22 protein-coding genes and 1 riboswitch are annotated in these 23,988 nt (G+C 32.2%); of the genes, 13 read left to right on the top strand and 9 right to left on the bottom strand.

The annotated features are described in order from the left end of the window. Positions 1 to 4: 4 nt before the first annotated feature. From Q0856_RS05820 to Q0856_RS05830, 3 genes are all read right to left on the bottom strand, one after another. On the bottom strand, positions 5 to 1,258 hold the full coding sequence (locus Q0856_RS05820) for a dihydroorotase (protein WP_298503392.1): 1,254 nt from the start codon (positions 1,256 to 1,258) through the stop codon (positions 5 to 7). Positions 1,259 to 1,306: 48 nt separating this feature from the next. After that, on the bottom strand, positions 1,307 to 3,226 hold the full coding sequence (locus tag Q0856_RS05825) for a BatA and WFA domain-containing protein (protein ID WP_298503394.1): 1,920 nt from the start codon (positions 3,224 to 3,226) through the stop codon (positions 1,307 to 1,309). Between the two features lie 94 nt (positions 3,227 to 3,320). Next, positions 3,321 to 4,328 carry a glycosyltransferase family 2 protein gene (locus Q0856_RS05830; protein ID WP_298503396.1) on the bottom strand — a complete coding sequence of 336 codons (1,008 nt, stop codon included), beginning with the start codon at positions 4,326 to 4,328 and terminating at the stop codon, positions 3,321 to 3,323. 70 nt (positions 4,329 to 4,398) lie between these two features. Next, positions 4,399 to 4,495, top strand: a riboswitch (TPP riboswitch). A gap of 109 nt (positions 4,496 to 4,604) precedes the next feature. Here Q0856_RS05830 and thiS point away from each other — a divergent pair. The 7 genes from thiS (at position 4,605) to thiH (ending at position 10,843) form a co-directional block, all read left to right on the top strand. After that, positions 4,605 to 4,808, top strand: coding sequence for a sulfur carrier protein ThiS (gene thiS, locus Q0856_RS05835; RefSeq protein WP_298486304.1), 204 nt, complete (start codon positions 4,605 to 4,607; stop codon positions 4,806 to 4,808). A 99-nt stretch (positions 4,809 to 4,907) separates the two neighbouring features. Continuing rightward, a complete protein-coding gene (gene thiC / locus Q0856_RS05840; protein WP_298503398.1) occupies positions 4,908 to 6,770 on the top strand; it encodes a phosphomethylpyrimidine synthase ThiC in 1,863 nt (620 codons plus the stop codon). A gap of 77 nt (positions 6,771 to 6,847) precedes the next feature. Further along, the gene (locus tag Q0856_RS05845) at positions 6,848 to 7,435 is read left to right on the top strand and encodes a thiamine phosphate synthase (protein ID WP_298503400.1); all 588 of its coding nucleotides are present in this window, start codon (positions 6,848 to 6,850) and stop codon (positions 7,433 to 7,435) included. After that, complete coding sequence (locus tag Q0856_RS05850) at positions 7,428 to 8,207, top strand: hydroxymethylpyrimidine/phosphomethylpyrimidine kinase (protein ID WP_298503401.1); 780 nt, start codon at positions 7,428 to 7,430, stop codon at positions 8,205 to 8,207. Before Q0856_RS05845 ends, Q0856_RS05850 begins: the two co-directional genes overlap by 8 nt. Positions 8,208 to 8,235: 28 nt before the next feature. Continuing rightward, positions 8,236 to 8,883: a thiamine phosphate synthase gene (gene thiE / locus Q0856_RS05855; protein WP_298503403.1), complete on the top strand. Its 648-nt coding sequence runs from the start codon at positions 8,236 to 8,238 to the stop codon at positions 8,881 to 8,883. A gap of 11 nt (positions 8,884 to 8,894) precedes the next feature. Continuing rightward, positions 8,895 to 9,665: a thiazole synthase gene (locus tag Q0856_RS05860; RefSeq protein ID WP_298503404.1), complete on the top strand. Its 771-nt coding sequence runs from the start codon at positions 8,895 to 8,897 to the stop codon at positions 9,663 to 9,665. A 62-nt stretch (positions 9,666 to 9,727) separates the two neighbouring features. Then, positions 9,728 to 10,843, top strand: a complete 1,116-nt coding sequence (thiH, locus tag Q0856_RS05865) for a 2-iminoacetate synthase ThiH (protein ID WP_298503406.1) — start codon at positions 9,728 to 9,730, stop codon at positions 10,841 to 10,843. A 145-nt stretch (positions 10,844 to 10,988) separates the two neighbouring features. Here thiH and Q0856_RS05870 read toward each other — a convergent pair whose 3' ends face one another. The 4 genes from Q0856_RS05870 to Q0856_RS05885 all read right to left on the bottom strand — a co-directional run bounded on the left by Q0856_RS05870 (position 10,989) and on the right by Q0856_RS05885 (position 16,533). After that, positions 10,989 to 11,609, bottom strand: a complete 621-nt coding sequence (locus Q0856_RS05870) for a response regulator transcription factor (RefSeq protein WP_298476147.1) — start codon at positions 11,607 to 11,609, stop codon at positions 10,989 to 10,991. Between the two features lie 722 nt (positions 11,610 to 12,331). After that, positions 12,332 to 14,086 carry a type IX secretion system membrane protein PorP/SprF gene (locus tag Q0856_RS05875; RefSeq protein WP_298503408.1) on the bottom strand — a complete coding sequence of 585 codons (1,755 nt, stop codon included), beginning with the start codon at positions 14,084 to 14,086 and terminating at the stop codon, positions 12,332 to 12,334. 108 nt (positions 14,087 to 14,194) lie between these two features. Then, the gene (locus tag Q0856_RS05880) at positions 14,195 to 15,442 is read right to left on the bottom strand and encodes a cell envelope biogenesis protein OmpA (RefSeq protein WP_298503410.1); all 1,248 of its coding nucleotides are present in this window, start codon (positions 15,440 to 15,442) and stop codon (positions 14,195 to 14,197) included. 221 nt (positions 15,443 to 15,663) lie between these two features. Next, a complete protein-coding gene (locus Q0856_RS05885) occupies positions 15,664 to 16,533 on the bottom strand; it encodes an AraC family transcriptional regulator (protein ID WP_298476139.1) in 870 nt (289 codons plus the stop codon). 142 nt (positions 16,534 to 16,675) lie between these two features. On the opposite strand from Q0856_RS05885, the gene Q0856_RS05890 reads away from it, so the two are divergent. Further along, positions 16,676 to 17,068: a DUF983 domain-containing protein gene (locus tag Q0856_RS05890; RefSeq protein WP_298503412.1), complete on the top strand. Its 393-nt coding sequence runs from the start codon at positions 16,676 to 16,678 to the stop codon at positions 17,066 to 17,068. Here the strand turns inward: Q0856_RS05890 and Q0856_RS05895 are convergent. Then, complete coding sequence (locus Q0856_RS05895; RefSeq protein WP_298503414.1) at positions 17,065 to 17,520, bottom strand: small multi-drug export protein; 456 nt, start codon at positions 17,518 to 17,520, stop codon at positions 17,065 to 17,067. The two genes, Q0856_RS05890 and Q0856_RS05895, sit on opposite strands and share 4 nt — an antisense overlap. 263 nt (positions 17,521 to 17,783) lie before the next feature. Beyond that, entirely contained in the window at positions 17,784 to 18,875 is a 1,092-nt protein-coding gene (locus Q0856_RS05900) for a LacI family DNA-binding transcriptional regulator (RefSeq protein WP_298503415.1), read from the bottom strand. Positions 18,876 to 19,061: 186 nt separating this feature from the next. Here Q0856_RS05900 and Q0856_RS05905 point away from each other — a divergent pair, with 186 nt between their 5' ends. The 5 genes from Q0856_RS05905 to Q0856_RS05925 all read left to right on the top strand — a co-directional run bounded on the left by Q0856_RS05905 (position 19,062) and on the right by Q0856_RS05925 (position 23,986). Beyond that, positions 19,062 to 19,889 (top strand): SDR family oxidoreductase, encoded by an 828-nt coding sequence (locus tag Q0856_RS05905; RefSeq protein WP_298503416.1) that lies wholly within the window; start codon positions 19,062 to 19,064, stop codon positions 19,887 to 19,889. Between the two features lie 16 nt (positions 19,890 to 19,905). Next, positions 19,906 to 21,084, top strand: coding sequence for a mannonate dehydratase (uxuA, locus tag Q0856_RS05910; protein WP_298503418.1), 1,179 nt, complete (start codon positions 19,906 to 19,908; stop codon positions 21,082 to 21,084). Next, entirely contained in the window at positions 21,084 to 22,502 is a 1,419-nt protein-coding gene (gene uxaC / locus Q0856_RS05915; protein WP_298503421.1) for a glucuronate isomerase, read from the top strand. Before uxuA ends, uxaC begins: the two co-directional genes overlap by 1 nt. 85 nt (positions 22,503 to 22,587) lie before the next feature. Continuing rightward, positions 22,588 to 23,481 (top strand): TRAP transporter substrate-binding protein, encoded by an 894-nt coding sequence (locus Q0856_RS05920; protein ID WP_298503616.1) that lies wholly within the window; start codon positions 22,588 to 22,590, stop codon positions 23,479 to 23,481. Between the two features lie 13 nt (positions 23,482 to 23,494). Further along, on the top strand, positions 23,495 to 23,986 hold the full coding sequence (locus tag Q0856_RS05925) for a TRAP transporter small permease (protein ID WP_298476119.1): 492 nt from the start codon (positions 23,495 to 23,497) through the stop codon (positions 23,984 to 23,986). The last annotated feature ends 2 nt before the right edge of the window (positions 23,987 to 23,988 follow it).

The raw sequence follows: 23,988 nt of genomic DNA on the forward strand, positions 1-23,988 counted from the left end.
ATAGCTAAAATAATATGTTGTTATTAACTATAACGCCATATACTTTTCCTTTGTGCTCTTTTTCTATATACGCAGAGTTTTTACTAGTAGAGATACTATCTTCTATTTTTGCTTTAAATGTCTCATCGGGGTTAAAAAGAGTAAAGCATGCCTTTTCTCCTTCTTTTAAAAGAGGTGTTGTAATACCGTATCGATCTCTTCCTTTAGTTAAAAGTATAATTGTTTTTTCAAGCCCAAACATTTGGTTTAAAATTCCAAAGGCATTTTCTAAGCCAATAGTTCCGTAATCGGCATTATCAAACTCTACTTTTTTGTTTTCAATATTTATGGGGGTATGGTCCGATGTTATAAAGTCTATAACACCATCTTTAACGCCTTTTATTAATGCTCTTATATCCTTTGAGGTTCTCAAAGGTGGTAATACCTTGTAGTTTGTATTAAAATCTTGTAAAACATCATCACTAAATATAAGATTATGTATGGCTACGCTGCAAGTAACATTGAGACCTTTTTTCTTTGCTTCAGCAATTAATTTTACAGAATTGGCAGTCGATATAGTGGGTATATGTAGTTTTCCACCTGCATATTCCAAAACCAATAGATCTCTTACAATTTGAAGTTCTTCCGCTAGCGCTGGAATACCTTTTAGACCTAGTCTAGTACTTACTGCCCCTTCGTTTACTTGCCCTTTTCCTGCAATTCTGGTGTCTAAAGGAAAAGAGTAAACAAGTCCTTCAAAACTGTCTGTATATTGTAACGCAATTTTTAAAAGATTAGGATTTGTAATTGCTTTTTTGTTATCATAAAACCCTACGGCGCCAGAATTTTGCATATCAAACAATTCTGCTAATGAGTCTCCTTTTGCTGAGTTGGTTAAGCATCCTAATGGGTGTAAATTAACTCCTTTATTTTGTGCTGCATTCTTTAAAAAAACTATGTCTGAACTACTATCGGGAACAGGGGTAGAACTTGGGTTTAAGATAATATCTGTAAATCCACTTTTAGAGGCGGTTAACAAGCCGTTAGCAATAGTTTCTCTTTCTTCATAACCGGGTTCACCGAAGTTTACACTACTATCAAACCAGCCAATAGAGATATGTAGATTCTTTAATTTTATTTCTTTAGTATTCGATGGAGAATCTATTTTAGTGCCAATAGAAGCAATAACTCCATTTTTTATTAAAATATCTCTTTTTTTTAAATGATATTTTTTGTCAGAGCTATTTACTATTGTCGCAGATTTTAAAAGTACATTCATAGTGTTGCGTTGGCTATTTTATTAGAAAAAACACATTATTTAATCTACTCATTTTAAAAATTTTTGAAATAACATTTCTAGAATCATAAAAAGTAATGCAAAAGTAACAAACCATTTCCAAAGCGCATTTATAGAATTATCTTTTTGCATTTTGCTAAATAACGTTTCTAGGCTGTTTTCTATAGTTTTAGAATTAAGATTTTCCAAAGAGATATAATTTAAATCGCTCTCGTTTCTAGAATAATTAAAACTGATATTTTGAATATGGTTTTTCTTATTTGTTATTTTGTAAACCCCATCATAAATAGGATTTTCAACAAAGTGCAAACTAGTTTTGTTGGCATGCGATTCTTGTCTTGGTATAAACTGGTATTCTTCTTTCTCTACGGACAAAATATGGTCTTTATTCGTTTCCATTGCTATATCTACTTTGAGTTCCTCTCCTAATGTTGCATATAGTTGTGGCGACTTTAAGCTTTGCTCTCCCATATTATAAAAAGTAGGTACTATTAAGGGCGAATTCTTAAAATTAGAATTTTCCTTGGATAAAGGGGCGCAGAAAAGATAAAAAGAACCCTGCCCTACTAAAAAAGGGGTTCGGTTGGTATAAGATAAAGCAACAGATGCCTTTGTTTGTAGTTCGTAGGTAGATTGTGCTTTAGGGTACTGAAAATTAGTAACTTTTTTTTCGAACACTTGAGCGTAAATCGGGTGCGAAAAATGTATGTTTGAAATAGCTTGTTCTTTTGGAATTTCTTTATTTAGTTTTGTTGAGAAATATACCGAAGTTAACGTATTATACGAATCCAAATTTATTTGTTTGCTAGGAATTACCACTAAGGTTCCACCTTCTTTTGTAAACGAATGTAAAGCCGTGGTAAGGGCATTAGGGATATTAGTAAGTTCATTAAGTACTATTGTATTTTGTTTTTGAAGTAAGCTATAATTAAGATTTTTTAATTGGTACTCCGAAAAAGCAAAATCTTCTTTGGTGTATATTCTTTTTAAAAATGAATTGTTTTCTCCAATTGCAAGAATTTTAATTTTTGGTCTTTTGTCTAGGTTAAAGTAAAAATTGTTATCATATTTTAGCCCCTTATCTGTAAGGGTTACTAATCCTTTTAGGGTGTTATTTTTTGGTATAGTAAAAGTTACTTCTGCCTTTTTGTTGGTATTAAAAGAAGCAGATGTTTTTGCAATTAGTTTTTTTCCATTATACAGAGATACAGGGGTGCTTTCTAACTCGGAAGTGCTGGTTAATTTAGCTACTATATTTATATTTTCATTAATAACAGTATCTATATACAAACTATCAATGCTTACATTTAGATTATTATCGGGCCTTTTTATAACAAAATGAGTGTCTGTGTTTTCTAAAGAATCTAATTCTGAAGAAATCATATTCCTTTGAAAATCAGAAATAACAATAGTATTTTTAATGGAAGCGGTATTTTTAGAAAATAGTGTTTTGGCCTTTAACAATATAGCATTTAGGGGTAATTGCGTATTGCTATTTTCAATAGATAATAAATCATTTTGTATTTCTTTAATATCTACATTTCTATACACCTTATCGTTTGTAAATAGGCTTATTTTTTGGTCTTTCGGAGTTTCTTTTATTAACTCCTGTACGGCATTAGAAAGTAAGGAACCATTTTCTTTAATCGCTTGCATGCTAAAGGAGTTATCTAAATAGATAACCGTTTCTTTTTCCGTTAACGCTGTTTTGTTTGCAAAAAATGGTTGAGCAAAAGCAAGTACTAAAGCGGCTATAATTCCTAATCGAGTGACTAAAAGCAACCATTTTTTAAGTTGACTACTTTTTCTAGATTTAGAAACAACTTCTTTTAATAGTTTAACATTTGTAAAAGGAGTTTTTTTAAATTTTCGAAGTTGAAAAAGATGAATAATTATAGGGATTATTAGTAGAAAAAGCCCCCAAAGAATTTCCGGATATTTAAATTGCATTCATCAAATTAATTTCCCAAAGATACTTAAAAAATGTGCACCTGTTTATTGGTTTATTTAGGAATTACGTAACAATATTTAAAAAAAAATATTTCTAACAAAAGAGGAAGTAATCTTTGCCTTGCTTTTTATTACTTTCTTTAAAGAAATTTATTATTTCTAATTGTTCCTCTTGGTTGGCAACAGTAATTATACATTGCGGATTTTTTAGATCGTTAATTGTATTAAAATGTTGCATAATATTTTTATAAATCGTTTTTCCAATTTTTTTAGAATTATCGCAATGCCAAGTAAAGGCAACACCTTTTTTATCTAAGATTTTTGCAATTTCTTTTCCTTTATTGCCCGCTCCCCATAGGGCTAATGGTCTGTTTGGGTTAAAATCTAACTCTAGAAAATAATGCATTTTTAAGTCTATAAAATAATTGGCCGCATAATGTTCACTAGTTCTAGAGGTACGTGTAGTATAATCTCTCCAATAATGAAGCATTTCTGAACAAGGAATAACTTTTAACCCTTTTTCATAAAATCGGAATGTTAGGTCGTAATCTTCTGGATATCTATTAGAAAAAAAAGCACCGCAATCCTCAAAATCCTCTTTATAAACCATCCAGCAAGGAGAAGGAATAACACATTCTTTGTAAATCTCTTTAAAATTAGTTCCATTTTCGGTCAGCCCGTTTAGCCATTTCTCATAACGTGCATAACCATTGCTAATACCTTCCTTTGAAAAGTAGTTTACTTTTCCTGTTGCTACATGCCCCTTGCCATTTTCTTTTAAATTATTTACTAGAACAGCTAATTTATTAGTTGGCATTATATCATCAGAATCCATTCTTGTTATGAATTTTCCATTACTTTTTGCGTAAGCTAAACGTAAGGCATCTATGATCCCTGTGCCAGAATTAGAGTACACCTTTATTCTAGTGTCTTTCTCTGAAAAGCTCTTTAAAATAGCTAAACTAGAATCGGTTGATGTATCGTCAATAGCTAAAACTTCCCAGTTTTTGTATTCTTGTTGTAGTATAGAATCTAAACATTCTTCTAAAAAATCTTCCGTGTTTTTCACAGGAATAAGAATACTTACTAATGAGTTTTGCATGAGCGCAAGGTAATTAAAAGAAAAAAATACTCGTTTCTAATCTTATTTAAATATTTTATATATTTACAACTGTAAACTTTAGGGGTGTTCCTACTTTTTGGAACTGAGACATACCCTTTGAACCTGATGCGGTTAGTACCGCCGAAGGGAAAAGTTGAAAAGTGTATTGCAATATACATTTACAACCTTTTCATAAAACACATTTGTTCTTTTTGTGTTTTTTTTCAAAGATATCTTAAGCCTTTATTATTTACAGCATATTTAAATATACTGTATATGATTACTATTTATGTAAATGATTCTCCGTTAAAAATGCGAGAAAATAGCAATGTTTTAGACCTTTTAAACGAGTTAAAATCTCCAACACAAGGCGTTGCTGTAGCAATAGACGATACTGTGGTTCCTAATTCCTCTTGGGAAACCCATCTTTTAAATCCTAACAATAAAATTTTAATAATTCAGGCCGCACAAGGCGGATAAGATAGCCATTAGCTTTTGGCTGTTAGCCATTAGCAATACTATAAAACCAAATATCTAATTACTAACGGCCAAAAGCCAACTTCTAATAGCTTAGACAAAATGAAAAGTAAAGACACAGCACCAAAAGAAGGGCAAATTACAAGGAAGCCATTTCCTAATTCTAAAAAGATTTACATACAAGGAAAAATACATCCACAAATTAAGGTGGCCATGCGTGAAATTGAACTGAGTGATACGGTTGATTCTATGACGAAAAAGAAAACGCCAAACGAACCAGTTACTGTTTATGATACTTCCGGGCCCTATACAGATCCTAACAAAGAAATCAATGTACACAATGGTATTGAAAGAATTAGAGAGCAGTGGATTTTAGATCGTGGTGATGTAGAAGAATTGAACTCTTTTACCTCTAAATATTGTAATGAGCGTTTAAACGATAAAAGTTTAGATCACATGCGTTTTGACTTAAAGCATAAACCAAAACGTGCCAAAAAAGGACAAAACGTAACACAGCTACACTACGCAAAAAAAGGTATTATTACTCCAGAGATGGAATATATTGCTATTCGTGAAAACCAACGAATAGATGAAATGACCGAAATTAGAAAGCAACACCCAGGAGAACATTTTGGAGCATCAATTCCAGCTAAAATTACTCCGGAGTTTGTACGTGAAGAGGTTGCTAGAGGACGTGCAGTAATACCATCTAACATTAACCACCCAGAAGCAGAACCTATGATTTTAGGTCGTAACTTCTTAGTAAAAATAAACGCAAATATTGGTAATTCTGCCACGACATCATCAATAGAAGAAGAAGTAGAAAAAGCAGTTTGGGCTTGCCGTTGGGGAGCAGATAATATCATGGATTTATCAACAGGGCAAAACATTCACGAAACGCGCGAGTGGATTGTACGTAATTCTCCAGTACCAGTTGGTACCGTACCCATTTATCAAGCCTTAGAAAAAGTAAACGGTGTTGCCGAAGATTTAACTTGGGAAATTTTCCGTGACACTTTAATTGAACAAGCAGAACAAGGCGTAGATTACTTTACCATTCACGCTGGGGTATTATTACGTTATGTACCCATGACAGCTAAACGTGTAACAGGTATTGTATCTCGTGGTGGTTCTATTATGGCAAAATGGTGTTTAGCGCACCACAAAGAAAGTTTCTTGTACACGCATTTTGAGGAGATTTGTGAAATCTTAAAATCTTACGATGTTGCCTTTTCTTTAGGAGATGGTTTACGTCCAGGTTCTGTTGCCGATGCTAATGACGAGGCGCAATTTGCAGAATTAGAAACTTTAGGTGAGCTAACACAAATTGCGCGTAAGCACGAAGTGCAATGCTTTATAGAAGGACCAGGTCACGTACCAATGCACATGATTAAGGAAAACATGGAAAAGCAAATTGAAGTTTGTGACGAAGCGCCTTTTTATACATTAGGACCTTTAACTACTGATATTGCTCCTGGTTACGACCACATTACTTCTGGTATTGGTGCTGCCATGATTGGTTGGTACGGTTGCGCCATGTTATGTTACGTAACACCAAAAGAACATTTAGGATTGCCTAATAAAGAAGATGTACGTGTAGGTGTTGTTACATACAAATTAGCTGCACATGCTGCAGATTTAGCTAAAGGGCACCCAGGCTCTCAGCACAGAGACAATGCCTTAAGTATGGCTCGTTTTGAGTTCCGTTGGGAAGATCAATTTAATTTAGGATTAGACCCAGAACGTGCTCGTGAGTATCATGATGAAACGCTACCAGCGGCAGGTGCAAAAATTGCACATTTCTGTTCTATGTGTGGACCAAAATTCTGTTCAATGAAAATTTCTCAAGAAGTACGTGATTTTGCTGCAGAAAATAAAATATCGGATGATAACGAAGTGTTGCAAAAAGGAATGGAAGAAAAATCTAAAGAATTTAAAGAGAAAGGTTCAGAGGTATATTTATAGTTGTTAGCCTTTAGCTATTTGCTTTTGAATAAAAAAGAGAGCGAATAGTAAAGGGCTAAAAGCCAAGAGCTAAGATTATGATAGTTTTAATAGCACCGGAAAAAGACGTTCCAAACGAAATTGAAATACTACATCAGTTATTTCAAGAAGGTTTGCAGTACTATCACTTAAGGAAACCAAATAAAAATTACGAAGAACATTGCGCTTATTTAAATCAAATAGATAAAAAATATCACCATAGAATTGTAGTGCATTATTTTCATGAATTGATTAACGATTTCAATTTAAAAGGTATTCATTTTCAGGAGCAAAAAAGAAGGGATAACATTGATAATCCTGGGCAGTACTTTAAAAATTTAAACATGTTTGGTAAATCCATAAGTTCTTCCTTTCACGAACCTGAAGGTTTAGAAACCTGTTATTTTGAATTCGATTATCATCTGTTAAGTCCGGTGTTTTCGTCTATCTCAAAACAAGGTTATGAAGGTCGCGGTTTTGATGTAAATCACATCGATAAAAGGATTGTTGGTATGGGCGGAGTTACCACTGAAAACCTTGTAGAATTTAATAAACTAGGTTTTAAAGGCGTTGGTGTTTTAGGAGGCATATGGAATAGTAGCGAGCCTTTAAAGGAGTTTAAAAAAATGAAGCGTTATTTTGAATAACAACAAATACATATTAACTATAGCAGGTCACGATCCTTCGGGAGGAGCTGGTTTAACTTCAGATATTAAAACTTTTGAAGCACATGGTGTGTATGGTTTGTCCGTTTGTAGCGCAATAACCGTTCAGAATGATATTGATTTTAAAGCATGTATTTGGACTGATGTAGAAGTGATTCTATCGCAAATTGAAACCCTGTTTGACCGTTTTGAAATTTCAGTAGTTAAAATTGGCATCATTCAATCTTGGGATGTATTATCAATCGTAATCAATAAATTACACGCTTTAAATTCCGAAGTAAAAATTGTTTTAGATCCTATTATAAAAGCAAGTGCTGGTTTTGATTTTCATACCACCGAAAGTCAAGAGTTATTAGATAATATTTGGGAACAATGTTTTTTAATCACGCCAAATTATGATGAAATTCAACAGTTATATCCAGAAAAAGATATCGAAGAAACTATTGAACACATCAGTAGTTTTACCAATATTTATCTAAAAGGAGGACATAGAATCGATAAAAAAGGATGGGATGTACTGTACTATAATAAAATTGTAATGATAAACATACCGCCAACAACCGAAAAAATTTCGGAAAAACACGGTAGCGGTTGCGTTTTATCTTCTGCTTTAGCAAGTAATATTTTATTAAAGCAAAGCTTAGAGGATGCTTCAAAAAACTCTAAATACTATACCGAAACGTTTTTAAATAGTAATAAGTCTTTGTTAGGAGTTCATAATTACAAAAACAGTTTTAACTATTCAAATTCTTAACTCCCATAATTCTCATATTCAAATAACCATGATTATACCAAAACTCCATTATATATCACAAGGCGCTACAGTTAAAGAGCATCTAGAAAACATACAAAAAGCGTGTCAATCTGGAGCAGAGTTAGTACAATTACGCCTAAAAAATGTTTCAGAAAAAAAAATATTAAAAGCGGCAGAACAGGCAAGAGAAATAACGTCGCATTTTCAAACACGTTTAATAATAAACGACCATTATAAAATTGCTAAAAAAGTAAAAGCAGATGGGGTGCATTTAGGTAAAGAAGATACTTGCCCTAAAGAAGCAAGAAAACATTTGTATTCTTGGCAGATTATTGGAGGTACAGCAAACACTTTACAAGATTGCGAAGCTTTAATAGAAAAAGAAGTAGATTATATAGGTTTGGGACCGTATAGATTTACAACAACAAAGAAAAATTTGAGTCCTGTACTAGGAATTTTAGGATATCAAGGAATTTTAGATGTGCTAAAAACAAATACACCAATTATTGCAATTGGAGGTATTTTAGTTGATGATGTAAAAGAAATTTTGGAAACAGGAATTTCTGGTATTGCAATATCAGGAGAGATTACACAAGATTTTAATAAAATAGGGGAGTTCCATAAATTATTAAATACAGGAAGTGCTTTAGAGCAGCGCCACAGTTTTGAAAAATAACAGAAAGGAAAATGAGTGATATATTAAAAATAACAGATAAAACATTTAACTCTAGATTATTTACTGGAACGGGTAAATTTAGTAGTTCGTTAAAAATGCAAGAAGCCATATTGGCTTCTGAAAGTGAGTTGGTTACAGTGGCTTTAAAACGAGTAGATGTAAAAAATGAAAGTGATGATATACTTGTACATTTAAAAGAAAATCATATAAATTTACTACCAAATACATCAGGTGTACGTACCTCTAAAGAGGCTGTTTTTGCAGCACAATTAGCAAGAGAAGCTTTAGAAACTAATTGGGTTAAATTAGAAATTCATCCAGATCCTAAATATTTACTACCGGATCCCATAGAAACTTTAAAAGCAGCAGAAGAATTGGTAAAATTAGGTTTTGTTGTTATGCCATATATACATGCAGATCCTGTTTTATGTAAACGTTTAGAAGAAGTAGGAACACAGTGTGTAATGCCTTTAGGAGCTCCAATTGGTAGTAATAAAGGTCTTAAAACACAAGATTTTCTAGAAATTATTATAGAACAAAGTAATGTTCCTGTGATTGTAGATGCAGGTATTGGAGCACCATCGCATGCGGCTTATGCTATGGAATTAGGTGCAGATGCAGTATTAGTAAACACTGCAATTGCAGTTTCTGAAAACCCTATTGGTATGGGAAAAGCTTTTAAAATGGCAGTAGAAGCAGGGCGTATGGCATATAATGCAAAACTAGCACCAAAGCAAAAACATGCTGAAGCAAGTAGTCCGCTAACTTCTTTTTTAAATTAAAATAGCAATTAGCTAAAGTAAATAGTCAGAGGCAAATAGCTAAAGACCAAAAGAAAAAATAAATGTCTTTTAAAAATACTTTTGATACTTATAATTGGAATGCACTGGAAAAAGAAATTTATTCTTTTTCTAGAGAAGATGTTAGTAGAGTTTTACTAAAAGAAAAAATAGATTTAGAAGATTTTAAGGTTCTTATTTCACCAGCAGCCATACCATTTTTGGAAGAGATGGCGCAACGTAGTAGTGCAATTACTAAAAAAAGATTTGGGAATACAATGCAAATGTATGTGCCTATGTATTTATCTAACGAATGCCAGAATATTTGCACATATTGTGGATTTAGCATGACCAATAAAATCCCTAGAAAAACACTTACCGATACAGAGATACTAAAAGAGGTTTCTCATATTAAAAAATTGGGGTATGACCATATTTTATTAGTAACAGGAGAAGCGAATAGAACGGTTGGAGTTTCTTATTTAAAACATGCTATTGGTTTAATTAAAGAACATTTTTCTAATATTAGTATAGAAGTACAGCCATTACATCAAACAGAATACGAAGAATTAGTTGCGGAAGGTTTGTACGCAGTTTTGGTTTATCAAGAAACGTATCATAAAGCAACTTATAAACAACATCACCCAAAAGGGAAAAAATCTAATTTTGATTATCGTTTAGATACTCCAGATAGGTTAGGTAAAGCGGGTGTTCATAAAATAGGAATAGGGGCCTTATTTGGATTAGAAGATTGGCGTGTAGATAGTTTTTATACCGCTTTGCACCTAAAATATTTACAAAAAACGTATTGGAAAACAAAGTATTCTATTTCTTTTCCAAGATTACGTCCGCACCAAGGAGAAGTGCAACCAAAAGTGGAAATGACCGATTCTGATTTGGTGCAACTAATCTGTGCGTATAGGTTGTTAGATGAAGACGTGGAATTGTCTATGTCTACTCGAGAAAGCGAAGTGTTTAGAAATAATATTATAAAATTAGGAATTACTTCTATAAGCGCAGAATCTAAAACAAATCCTGGTGGGTATAGCGTAGAACCACAATCTTTAGAGCAGTTTGAAATATCTGATGAGCGTTCTACGGAAGAAATTGCTACCATGATAAAATCACAAGGATATGAAGTGGTTTGGAAAGATTGGGATAAAAGTTTTTCTGAAGAATAAATATCTAAATACTTTGTGGTTTGTCCACAGCAAAAAAAACAGTTAATATCTTATAGGTTTACCTGAGGTTATTTATTTAAAAGAGATATAAAAAGGAACCCCGTTCTAAATAAAAGAATAAGGGTTCCTTGGCACTCAGTCAATTTTACATGTGTTGTAGCTTATATAAAGCTTCAGATTTACTGTTAACATTCAATTTTTCGTAAATATTTTGAATATGAAAATTTACAGTGCTGGTAGTTACAAATAACTTATTAGCAATGTCCTTATACGTAGCTCCTTTGCATAAATAATCTATTATTTGATTTTCTCTGCTAGAGAAAAAGGCATAGGTTTTTTTTCTAAAATTTTGAATTATTTGTTTTATAATATCATGACCCATTGCGGCTCCTTCTATCTTTATAGCTTGCAAAGCATTGTAGAGTCTTTTGTTGCTTAGAGGTTTTGTTAAATAACCATTGGCACCATTTTTAAAGGCTTTTTTTATGGTATCGAAAGATGGGTTTTTGCTAACCATGATAATTTTTATATCTGTATTTTTCTTTTTAAACAGGGTAATACTATCAATACCATTGGCGTATAATAAATCTATTTCTGAGACTATAATATCTGGTTGTATTTTGTCATATTGCTGTAAGGCTTCTATGGCAGACGGGTAGATAGCTGCTAAATGAAATTCATCATATTGTTTAAAATACTCTTTGTATATAGCTTGATAACTTGGGTCTTTTTCTAAAACTATTATTTTGTGTAATTCTGAGTTCATAATTTTTGTTTTAAAGGCTTGCATTTTTATCGGGGGGAACTAAAAATGCAAGCATTATTATAAAATGAGTTAATTAGTTAAAACCATTTTAAAAATGGACATAGCAAACCCTTTTCAAAGTAGTTGAGTTTCTACTTTAAACACAATTAAGGGCGTATTTTTTCTATAGGAATATGGATAATAAGTCGATACGACTATTACGTATTATAGAAAAAAACAAAATGATTATAACTGTCAGGAGACTTTAGGATTTTTATCAAACAAAAGAGGAAAAATATACTCTCTCTTTGTGCTGATATTTTTTCTTAGAAATAACCAATTGTAGAGTTGGTTATGGTAAAATTGTAGTGTTTTAAAAACACTAGATTTGTTAGAGTAAAGATTTAATTCCATGTTTTTTGGGGGGATTTGGGGTTAAACATAAAATACGTATTCGCTTACTTAAATATAGTTATATATTACATAACTTAGGGTAAATTGCATGAATATTCGTTAAAATGCACTATTTCTATAGTAGGAAGTCTGTTTTTGTCGATGAAGTGTAAGCCTTTGTACTTAGATTGCTATTGGAAAGAGTTTAAGAATCTATTTTTTTAATATGTATAGGAATGAATTGTTAAGGAAAGCTTTCTGTGGATGATAATAAAAAGGAGGGAAGTGTTACTCCCCCCGGAGACCCCTCCTTTTATCAGCACAAAATATCTTAGAAGTTGAAATTGGTTTTAATCATTATAAGTGTTAGATACGGTTGCCATTCTATTATCTACCTGCATAATCCATTTTTCATCATTGTACTTTCCGTTTAAGTTTGATACAAAAGCGGTTTCTGCATCTTTTTTATAGTTGTAATCGGCTAGATATACGTAATACAATCCATTTTCTTTATTGTAAAATTGTTTTGCGTTTAGTCCTTGGTCTTTCAAAGTATGAATAAAGGCGTCTAAGTATTTTTTTGTTTTATAAACATTGGCAATAACGTAGTAGCCAGATTTAACACCAACAATATTATCTTGATCAAGAACTTTTATAGGGAGTTTAACATAATCCTTGGTTTCATGATTAGCAAATGCTCTTTCCGTTTTAACAGCAATAGGTTTTGTTTCTTTAACTGTGGTCGATTTTACACTAGCCAAATTGCTATTGCTTTTCTTTGTAATGTTAGTAGGTGTTGGAGTGCTGTTTCTTTTTATTTCAGATTTTACCAGACGCGCTAAGGTCTTAAAACGTTTCTCTAAATCAGCGTTCCTTGCAGCCTCGATAGAATCTTGCCTAAGAATTAGAGCATCTAATAGTTGTCTATTTTCATAAGCTAAGTCCTTAATAGTTGTTTCCTGGAGCGTATTTTTTTTAATAGTATCTGTCTTTTTTACTTTTATTGTTTTCTGTTCTTGAAAAGAATTATTCTTTTGAATCGCTTGGTTTTCAGCAAGCATTTCATTTTTATCGGCAATGAGCTGTAGTATTTGTTCTTCGTAATTACGAATAATGCCATCTATTTTTTGGTCGTTAGAGTTTTCTGTAAAGGCACCTCCGTAGGCAGTGTTATCTTTAAAAGTATATGCCAAAGAAAGTTCATGATTCCATCCAAGGTTCGCTTCTTCTGTAACCACATTTTTTTCTAATAAATATCCTAATGACATTTTTTTGCTCAAATTAAAGCCAACTCCTGCAGAAATACCATGAGCAGCATCGTAAGTAGATTGTATCCAGCCGTAGCTGGGCATATCTAATAGAAAAGACCCCATATAATTAAAAGAATTGTCTGCGTTTTGCCCTATTTGTACTAATGGTAATAATCTAGCGTCCTTAAAAAGTCCTCTGCCGGCATTAAAGGTATGTGTATATTGTAAAGAGGTTTGGAGTGTCTTTGTGTTTAAGTTGGTGCTAAACTCATTGGAACTTTGATTATATTTTAATAAATCTGTAGCATATATACCAATATCAAACTTACCGATAGAAAGAGCCATTCCAGGTTGTATTGCTAGCTTACTTTCTTTTTTGGCATTATTTATTTGTCCGTCATTTTGCGTTGCAACAATACGGTTTTTATCTACTCCTTCATTGTAATAGGTAATATTGGTTCCAAATGTTAGTTTACTTTTGGCTCCCAATTGTACAGATGTAGCATAGTTTGCATTAAAACCAAATTGCTGAACAACGCCGGACCATTGGCTATATACACCTATACCTAGGGCAGTTTTTTCATTAATTAAATTACTAAATCCAAGAAAATAGTTCTGGCTATTATCTTCGAATGTAGAATATTGATTTCTATGTAGAATATTTAAATAAGATTTATTTTCTCTAACCAGAGAAAAGGTTGGGTTTATAAGGTATCTATTAAAAAACAGCTGGTTGTGATAGTTATTGCTAGAGTTAGTGCCGCTAACTTCTTGTGCTTTCGAAAATGGAGAAAAGCATAATAAAAAAATAATAACAAAACTACTCTTAACAATGAGGGGATTAGAATGTTTCATAACACTTAAATTTGGGTTCTTCTATGTAAAAATCTACAGCAACACCATAGTTAATTGTGCTAAAACTTGGAGTTGAGGAAAAGATGTAAGGTCTGGGGTTACCTTATTCTAGGGCTGTTCATCTTCAAAAATGGAACTTGTATAATCTGTATTTGTAGCATGTGTAGTAAGCACGTCAATAGGATTAAATTGAAGATTATCTTGTTTGTCTTTTCTTTTTGGTTTTAGTGAAAATGCAATGTGTTGTAATTCTCCAGTGGAATTTCCTCGGTTGCTAACCACATAACCTTGGCCGTTTCCATTTAATGCGATGGCAAAATCATCTTTGTTACTATTTATTGATGTTCCTAAATTGGTAGCCCATCCTACTTTTTTCTTTTGTACCTGTACCATATAAACATCTAGTCCACCAAAACCTTTACGACCGTCAGAGGCAAATAACAGGGAAGTTCCGTTTACAAGTTTAGGGTATAAATCATTTTTCTTAGTGTTTACTTTAGTTCCTAAGTTTTTGGCAATTCCAAAAGAGCCATCTGATTGCATGTCAGACACATAAATGTCATACTTACCAAAAGTGCCGGGCATATTAGAAGCAAAGAATAAACGTCTTCCATCTGCAGAAACTGTTGGGTGTACAGAAGAGTACCGCTTGGGGCAAAGGACTATTTCTTTTATTTCTGTCCATTTTCCATTTACTTTTTTGGCAGAGTATGTTTTGTGCACTATTTGCATTTTAGAAAAAACTCCGGTAGAAGGTTTTATAGCTGTGGGTTTACTAAAATAGGCAGTTTTGCCATCTGCAGTTACCGATATGGGGGTTTCGTACGCATTCTTATATTCTATGCTCTTATCGATTATGTTTTTAGTAATCTCTGGAGACTTTTTTTCTAGTGTTAAATTTAAGCTTGAAGTATTATTGTTTAAAAAATTTAACTTTTTAAACCGTTTATTTCTGGGATTTTTATCTAGCTCGTAATCTCTTTTAATTTGGGCTAACCAATCTTTGTTAGAATTGGTAGCAGCTATAGTTGGCATGCTAGTTTGGGAAAGGGCATGCGTAAAACGTTCTTGGTACGTAGGGGACAAGCCTTTTATTTTTTGTAGCTTGCTATACCAAAACAAAGCGTTTTCATAATTGTTAGATAAAAAATTAGCATTACCTAAATCTTGATAAATTTCTACATCGCTATATCCTAATTCTTTTAACTGAGCATATTGTTCTGCTTTAATATTAGTGCGATATTTTAATTTTTTTGGACCTATTTGGTCGCCAGTTTCCTGAGCGTTAATCTTTGTAAAACAACATAAGAGAAAAATACATGCTAACGCTTTAATGTAGGTTAATTTGTGCTTCATGATTATGGGGGTTTTAATATTACTCCTCAAAGTTGCAGAAACATTTTCAATAGATTGTTAGTAAAAATTCATAGGTTTTTAAAAATTTACTTGATAATAGATATGCAAAGCCTCCTAGGTTTGGCTCCAAATGTTTTTTTCAATAGGTACTTAATAGAGTTGCCTGTGGCTAGTATACCGTGAGTTTAAATAGAAGCTCTTTAGGTTTTTTTGGTTAAGAACTAATACCTTTTTTTAAATTGTAAAGGAGTAATACCTGTTTTTTGTTTAAACAATCTAGAAAAATAAGCATAATCTGTATATCCTAAAATTTCTGAAATTTTGTTTAATGTATTATCTGTATGCACCATTAAACGTTTAGCTTCAAGTAAAATACGTTCTGTAATTAATTCCGTAGGGGTTTTGTTTAAAGTGGTTTTGGTAATCCTATTCAGGTGTTTAGTAGTAATATGTAAATGGCTGGCATAAAAAGCTACAGATTTTTGAGTTTTAAAGAATTCTTCAATGGCCTGTTCTAAAGTTTCTAGCGTAGATATGTAATTAGATGAAATAATAATAGAAGGTTCTGAGGGTGCATATGACCTACTTAAATCTATGTATAGGAGGTTTACGAGATTTGCAATTTTTTGTTTTTGATAACTTAATTTTTGGTAAAACTCTGTATTTATTTCTTTAAAAAGAGAAATTGCTTTTTTTAACTCGGTTACTTTTAAAATTAGATTAGGCGGGTTTTTATAGGAATAATAAAAAGGAAATTGTGCTAGAGATTTGTTAGAGAAAAATAAAGAGTAGAACTCTTGGGTATGAAAAAAGATATACCCTTCAGGAGAGTTGTCGAAAGTCCAACTATGGGTTTGCCCAGGTTTCAAGAAAAAAACGCTTCCATTGGTAATAGGATAAGAATCAAAATCGATTTCATGAACCCCAGATCCCTTTTTAAAAATAACACAAAGAAAAAAATCATGCCTATGCGGTTTATGAATAATATTTTTATTTTTTGTTAAATGAGTATCTAAATGGTTGCTATAGAATTCAGATAAAGATGCTTCTTCTTCGAATTGTTCAATATTAAGAGTAGGAATTACTTTCATATAAGATTGTAAATGTCTTAAAAGTACAAAAAAATGAGTGTTTTATTTGATGTTTTTGTTATTGTAATTAAATACTTTTGTGTTTTGAATAAAGCGCTATTATTAAGTTAGTTAGGGTTGTGTTTAAAGTTAAAATGGTATTATGAAATCTCTAAAAGGAACAAAAATATATAGTATATTAAGTGGTAAATGTCCTGTTTGTCAAAATGAAAGTATGTATTTAGAGTCTAGCCCTTATAAGTTAGGCAGTACTTTAAAGATGATAGAAAGGTGCTCTTCTTGCAATACTAAATATAAAATAGAGCCTTCTTTTTTTTATGGAGCTATGTATGTTAGTTATCCCGTGGGTATAGCTTTTGGAGCGTTTGCTTTGGTAATTTCGTATTATTTATTTCATTTAGATTTGGTAGCCTCTTATGTTGTAATAGTTATAGTAATGATAATATCGTTACCAATAATATTAAGAATATCAAGAAATATTTGGATAAATATGTTTATGAAGTATAAAGACAGTAAAACTTTTAAAAGAAGTTAAACTCCTTTCATAGTTAGTACTGTGGTAACCCATATAATAACCGATGATATATAAATACCAATTGTATTTGCTATAAATGCTTTTTTCTTTTCTATCTTAAACAAGTAGCTAGCTATGCTTCCGGCGTAAACACCAGTTCCAGGTACTGGTAGCATTACAAAAAAGATTAAGCCCCAGAAGCCGTATTTATGAATTTTATCTCCAGAACCTTTTTTTGCTTTTCTAGCAATATATAGAGCAGCCTTTTTGTACAAGTGCATGCGTAGTAAATACTTATTAATTTTTTCAAGAAAGAAAAGCATTAAAGGAAAAACTAATACGTTAGCGGCAAAGCAAACAACAAATACAACGTATTTGTTTAAGCCATTAATTAAACCGTATGGAATACCAACTTTTGCTTCACCAAAAGGAGATATGCTCCATAAAAATGATATGATAAAATCTAAAATCAAATTGTCATAGTATTAGAACCTGCGAAGCTAATACACAGGAATCATTTTTAACGCTTTTAAATCTTAAAAATTATTTAAAGTATTTAAAAGATTCCCATTTATAAAGCAGAAAGTAGTAGAAATAGGTAATTTTATATTCTAAATTAACAGATAAGATTTTTTGTTGCTTGTTATTTGTTAATATTAAAGGACTGTTATAGGGGAAGTATAATTGTTTTAAAAACCTCAGGGGTACAATTATTCCTGTAAAACAATGGTGTATTTTAAGAATTGTTTTTCTGTACTTCACTTTCAAAAACAATCTCGTTTCTTTCATTATAGTCTACATTTTCCTTGGTTAAAATGTCAATTGGCAAATGTATTTTATTATTTAAATAGTCTTTTTTCAATGTTAAACAGTTGGTCATTAAACGAACCGATTCATAACCTTGTTCAAATGGTTTTTGAGATATTAGGAAAGAAACAGAATCATTTTTTAAACATTCAATATTTTGGGGTGTATTATCAAAGCCAATAAATTTAATATTTTTTAAATAACTAGCTTCTATACAATTAACAACAATGTAAATTCTACTTGAAGGCACAAAAATACCTTCAACTTCTGGATGATCTTTTAAATAGGTATTTATTTTTTCCTTAGTATTCAAAGAATCGTTTAAGTTGTCAATTTGCAATGTTTGGGTTTTAGAAGATATCCTGTTTTTTAATAAATATTCATTAAAACCTTTTATTCTATTCGATATGGAGTTGTTTTTAATGATATTATGCCTAGCCTGTATTATTAAGAAAGAAGAGGGCTTAGGTACACTTAAATTCATGAGTTTCCCCGCAATATAACCTGCCATATAGGAGTCTTGGCCAACAAAAGCTTTGTTGTTAAAACCATCAATATTAATATTTAAAAACAAATAGGGAATGTCTAGAGCTTCTAATTTTGATACAATTATTTTTGTCTCTTTTAAAAAGTTAGGAACCATAATAACCGCAGTTGGTTTGGTCTCCAATAAAGAAAAAAAGGTCTTTAAGTAAGAATCAGGATCATATTGATTAAATGTAAAGTTATTTACTTGTACGCCAAACCGCTTTACATCATTAGCTCCTTTTAAGATTCCTAAATAAGGAGATTTCCAAAATAGATCCGAGTCATTGTGTTCAGGAATAAGCGCTGCAATAAAATGTTTGTTTTTCATTGCAAGGGCGCTGGCAACAGGATTAACTCTAAAATTATAAAAAGCAAGAATCTCTTTTACTTTAGCTTTTGTTTTTTTAGATACGCCACCTCGGTTATGTATAACTCTATCCACTGTGCCTTCAGAGACGTTGGCTTTTTTGGCTATATCCTTTATTGTAATCATATTATTTTTTATGCGTGCTGGTTTCTATAGACCGTAAAAATAGTAGAAACATAAAGATGAATCTTAGCAATGTAATAAAAAAAATGTTCTTTAACGTGTGTACGCAAATTTTCAATATATTTGTGTGTGCGCACACGAATATATTGCTAGTGTAGCTAATAATTCATAAAAATAAGTTTCTTAAATATGAAAAAAGTGATTGTGTTAACGGGAGCAGGAGGAGTTTTGTGTGGAACACTAGCAAAAGAACTCGGAAAGAAAGGACACAAAATTGCAGTTTTAGATTTAAACAAATATGCTGCAGATAAAATTGCAAATGAAATTAATGCAGATGGTGGTATTGCTATAGGTATTGAAGCCAATGTTTTGGAAAGAGACTCCTTAGATGAAGCGAAAAAAGAAGTGAATAATAAATTGGGAGGATGCGATATTCTAATTAATGGAGCCGGAGGTAATCATCCTTTAGGAACAACTTCTAACACACATTTAACTTCTGGCGATTTAGAAAATACCGAAGAAGGTTTTAAGACATTTTTTGATTTAGACCCTTCGGGAATTAAGTTTGTATTCGATTTAAATTTTATAGGCACTTTACTTCCTACGCAAGTGTTTGCAAAGGATATGGTAGGCAAAGAAGGTTGTAGTGTTTTAAATATATCCTCTATGAACGCATTTACGCCATTAACAAAAATCCCTGCTTATAGTGGGGCAAAAGCAGCTGTATCTAATTTTACACAATGGTTAGCAGTACATTTTTCTAAAGTAGGAATTAGGGTCAATGCCTTGGCACCAGGTTTTTTCTTAACGGAGCAAAATAGAACCTTATTAACCAATGAAGATGGTTCCTTAACACAAAGAGGGAAACAAATTATAGATCAAACTCCTATGGGGCGATATGGTAAACCAGAAGACTTAATAAGTACAACGCTCTATTTGTGCGATGATGCTTCTTCTTTTGTAACAGGAGTTGTAATACCAATTGATGGCGGTTTTGCTGCTTATAGTGGTGTTTAATTAAAAATATAATATAATGCAACAAACATGGAGGTGGTACGGACCAAATGACCCTGTATCTCTATTAGATATAAAACAAGCAGGAGCAACAGGTATTGTTTCGGCATTACATCATATTCCGAACGGAGAGGTGTGGAGTGTGGATGAAATTCAGAAAAGAAAGGATGCTATAGAAACTTCTGGTTTAGTTTGGAGTGTAGTAGAGAGTATTCCGGTACATGAAAATATAAAAACTCGGTCGGGTGATTATAAAATCTATATTAGGCGATATAAACAGAGTATAGAGAATTTAGCAAAATGTGGCATTCGTATTGTGTGCTATAATTTTATGCCTGTTTTGGATTGGACCCGTACTGATTTAAATTTTACTGTAGAGGATGGATCTAAAGCATTACGGTTTGATGTTATTGCCTTTGCAGCCTTTGAACTTTTTTTATTAAAAAGACCGGGAGCTGAAAACATGTATACGCAAGAGCAGCAAAAGGATGCTAAAACGTATGTTGATAATCTTTCAGATGAAAATAAAACACAATTAATAAAAAATATAATTGCAGGTTTGCCAGGTGCAGAAGAAGGGTACACTTTAGAGCAGTTTCAAACCATTTTAGATACGTATAAAAATGTTAATGCTTCCGTTTTAAGAGAAAACTTAGTATTCTTCCTAAAAGAAATCATCCCTGTTGCTTCGGAATACAAAATACTTATGTGTATTCATCCAGATGATCCACCATATCCTATTTTAGGATTGCCAAGAGTAGTAAGTACAGAAGAAGATTATGCTTATTTATTTGATAATATTCCCAATAGAGCAAATGGAATTACTTTTTGCACAGGGTCTTTAGGAGTAAGAGCGGATAACGATTTAGTGCAAATTTTTAAGCGTTTTGCTAATCGTGTTCATTTTCTTCATTTGCGGAGTACAAAGCGCGATTTGCATGGAAACTTCTATGAAGCTAATCATTTAGAGGGTGATGTAGATATGTATAGTATAGTTAAACTAATTATCGAAGAAGAAAAAAGACGTAAAACTGAAGGATATTCAGATTTTGCCATTCCGGTAAGACCGGATCATGGACACCAAATGCTCGATGATTTACGTAAGAAAACCAATCCAGGGTATTCCGGAATCGGTAGATTAAGAGGGTTAGCAGAACTAAGAGGGTTAGAATTTGGAATATCTAAAAGCATTAGATAATGACATTCATAAAATCTAAAACATTTATTACGGATAATTTTTTATTGCAAACAGAGATAGCGGAAACTCTGTATCATACATATGCCAAAGATTTGCCAATAATAGATTATCATAACCATTTATCTGCAAGGAAGATTGCCGAGAATGAACCTGTCCGGAATATTACAGAAGTATGGTTAGATGGGGATCATTATAAATGGCGTGGAATGCGTGCCAATGGTGTAGAGGAAAAATATATTACAGGTACAGCAACTTTAGAAGAACGATTTAATAAATGGGCAGAAACAGTACCTTATACAGTAAGAAATCCATTGTTTCATTGGACACAGTTAGAGTTAAAGCGTTATTTCAATGTAGATGATATTCTACAGTCGAGTACAGCCAAAGCTATTTATAAAAAAGCAAATACCGTTTTAGAAAATAAAACACCCGCACAGTTACTAGAGGATATGAAAGTAGAGGTGGTTTGTACCACGGATGACCCAACGGATAATCTTAAGTACCATAAGCAAATAAAAGAAAAAGGAAATTTCTATACCAAAGTATTACCGACTTTTAGAGCAGATGAGTTGTTTTTTATAAATAAAAAAGAGTTTTCCAATTACATTCAGAAATTAGGGGTGAGTGCTAATCTTGAAATTAATACGCTAGCAAATTTTTTAAAAGCAATAGATAAGCGTATTCATTTCTTTAATACTAATGGATGTCGTTTATCCGATTTTGGAATTGGAGCAGCTTTACGTATGGTCGATTATACACTAGAGGGGGTTTCTTTAATTTTTGATAAAAAACTAAAAGAAAATAAACTTACTATAAATGAAATAGATGAGTATAGGTCATTCCTATTTGTTTATTTAGGTAAAAAATATCATGAATATAATTGGGTGCAACAATACCATTTAGGGCCTATCCGAAATAATAATACATTATTGTTAGACCAAGTAGGTACTGATGCTGGTGTAGATTCTATTGGAGATTATCCTATGGCAGAGTTTATGTCAAAATTATTTAATACACTCAATTCTACTAATCAATTGGCAAAAGCTATATGCTATAATTTAAACCCTTCTCAGAATGAAGTGTTCGCAACAATGATGGGTAATTTTCAAAGTTCGGATTGTCCGGGGAAAATGCAATGGGGTTCTGGTTGGTGGTTTTTAGATCAAAAAGATGGTATGGAGAAACAACTAAATACACTCTCTAATATGGGATTGTTAAGTCGTTTTGTGGGAATGCTTACCGATAGTAGAAGTTTTTTGTCCTTTCCAAGACATGAATATTTTAGGCGTGTTTTGTGTAATTTAATTGCGAATGATGTTGTAAATGGATTGGTACCTAATGATATGGAATTTCTTGGAAAAATGATTTCGGATATATGCTATCAAAACGCTGTTAATTATTTCAATTTTGAAAATTAAACTATAAATGATAAATAGAATATTCTGTGTTTTTTTAATTTTCTTGATTACGCTTGGGTGTAAAAAGAACAAGGATGTTAAAACTATGTATTTGGCACATACATTACCGCAAACCCATCCTGTGCATAAAGGTATTTTAGAATTTAAAAAGGCTTTAAATGAAAAGTCTGGAGGAAAAATGAATGTTAAAATTTTTCCAGATGGGCAATTAGGTTCTGAGCGAGAGGCTTTAGAGTTGCTTCAAATTGGTAGTGTGGCTATAACCAAAGTAAGTGCGGCTACCTTATCTAATTTTGTACCAGAATATCATGTTTTAGGAATTCCGTATTTGTTTAAAGACAAGCAACATCAGTTTGCAGTTTTGGAAGGGGAAGTTGGGAAATCTATTTTACAAAAAGGAGAGAAGTTTTGGCTCCGAGGTTTATGTTATTATGATGCTGGTAGTAGAAGCTTTTACACATCAAATAAAGCAGTACGAACACCGGAGGATTTAAAAGGCCTTAAAATTCGTGTGATGAACAATCAAATGGCAATAAACATGGTAAATGCACTAGGCGGTTCGGCAACTCCAATGTCTTTTGGAGAATTGTATACGGCTATACAGCAAGGTGTTGTAGATGGTGCAGAAAACAATGCTCCGTCCTTTGTGTCTTCTAACCATTATGAGGTTAGTAAATATTATACATTAGATCAACATTCTTCTGTTCCGGATGTATTGTTAATAGGAACAAAATATTGGAGTAGTTTATCGGATCAAGAGAAAGTTTGGGTACAAGAGTCAGCAGATGAATCATCTCAAGCGCAAAAGAGATTTTGGCAAGAATCTGTAGAGCAGTCTATGGCAACTGCAAAAAAAGCAGGAGTAGAGGTAATTATTCCTAACAAGGCATTATTTCAAGAGCAATCGAAATCGGTTTTAGAAACGTTTAGGAAAGAACATCCAGAAATGAATCCTATCATCAATAAAATAATAAAATAATAAAATAATATTTATGAAAACAACAGATATTCTTTTCCGTAGAGTTTGTCGGATATTAGAAATTATTTTGGTTTCTATTTTTGGTTTATTGGTTATTGATGTTTTAGGTCAAGTATTTTCGAGATATATATTAAATACTTCTTTTGCATTTACAGAGGAATTGGCAAGGTTCTCTCTAATTTGGTTGTCTATTCTTGGAGCAGCATATTTAAATGGAAAAAGAGAGCATTTGTCCATGGATTTTTTATATCAAAAATTTACAGGTAGAACTAGAAAAAAGGTATTGCTGTTTATAGAAATATGTATTTTTCTATTTGCTCTTATTGTTATGGTTGTTGGCGGTTTTAATTTGGTGTATACTACTTTGCATTTGGGGCAACTATCTGGAACTCTAAGAATTCCATTAGGCTACATTTATGCTATTTTGCCAATAAGCGGTTTACTTATTATGTGTTTTTCCGTTTACCATATTACCAAAATTAATACAAACAAAATAACCAGCTAGAT

The organism is uncultured Maribacter sp., assembly GCF_947496775.1.
Lineage (GTDB): Bacteria > Bacteroidota > Bacteroidia > Flavobacteriales > Flavobacteriaceae > Maribacter_B.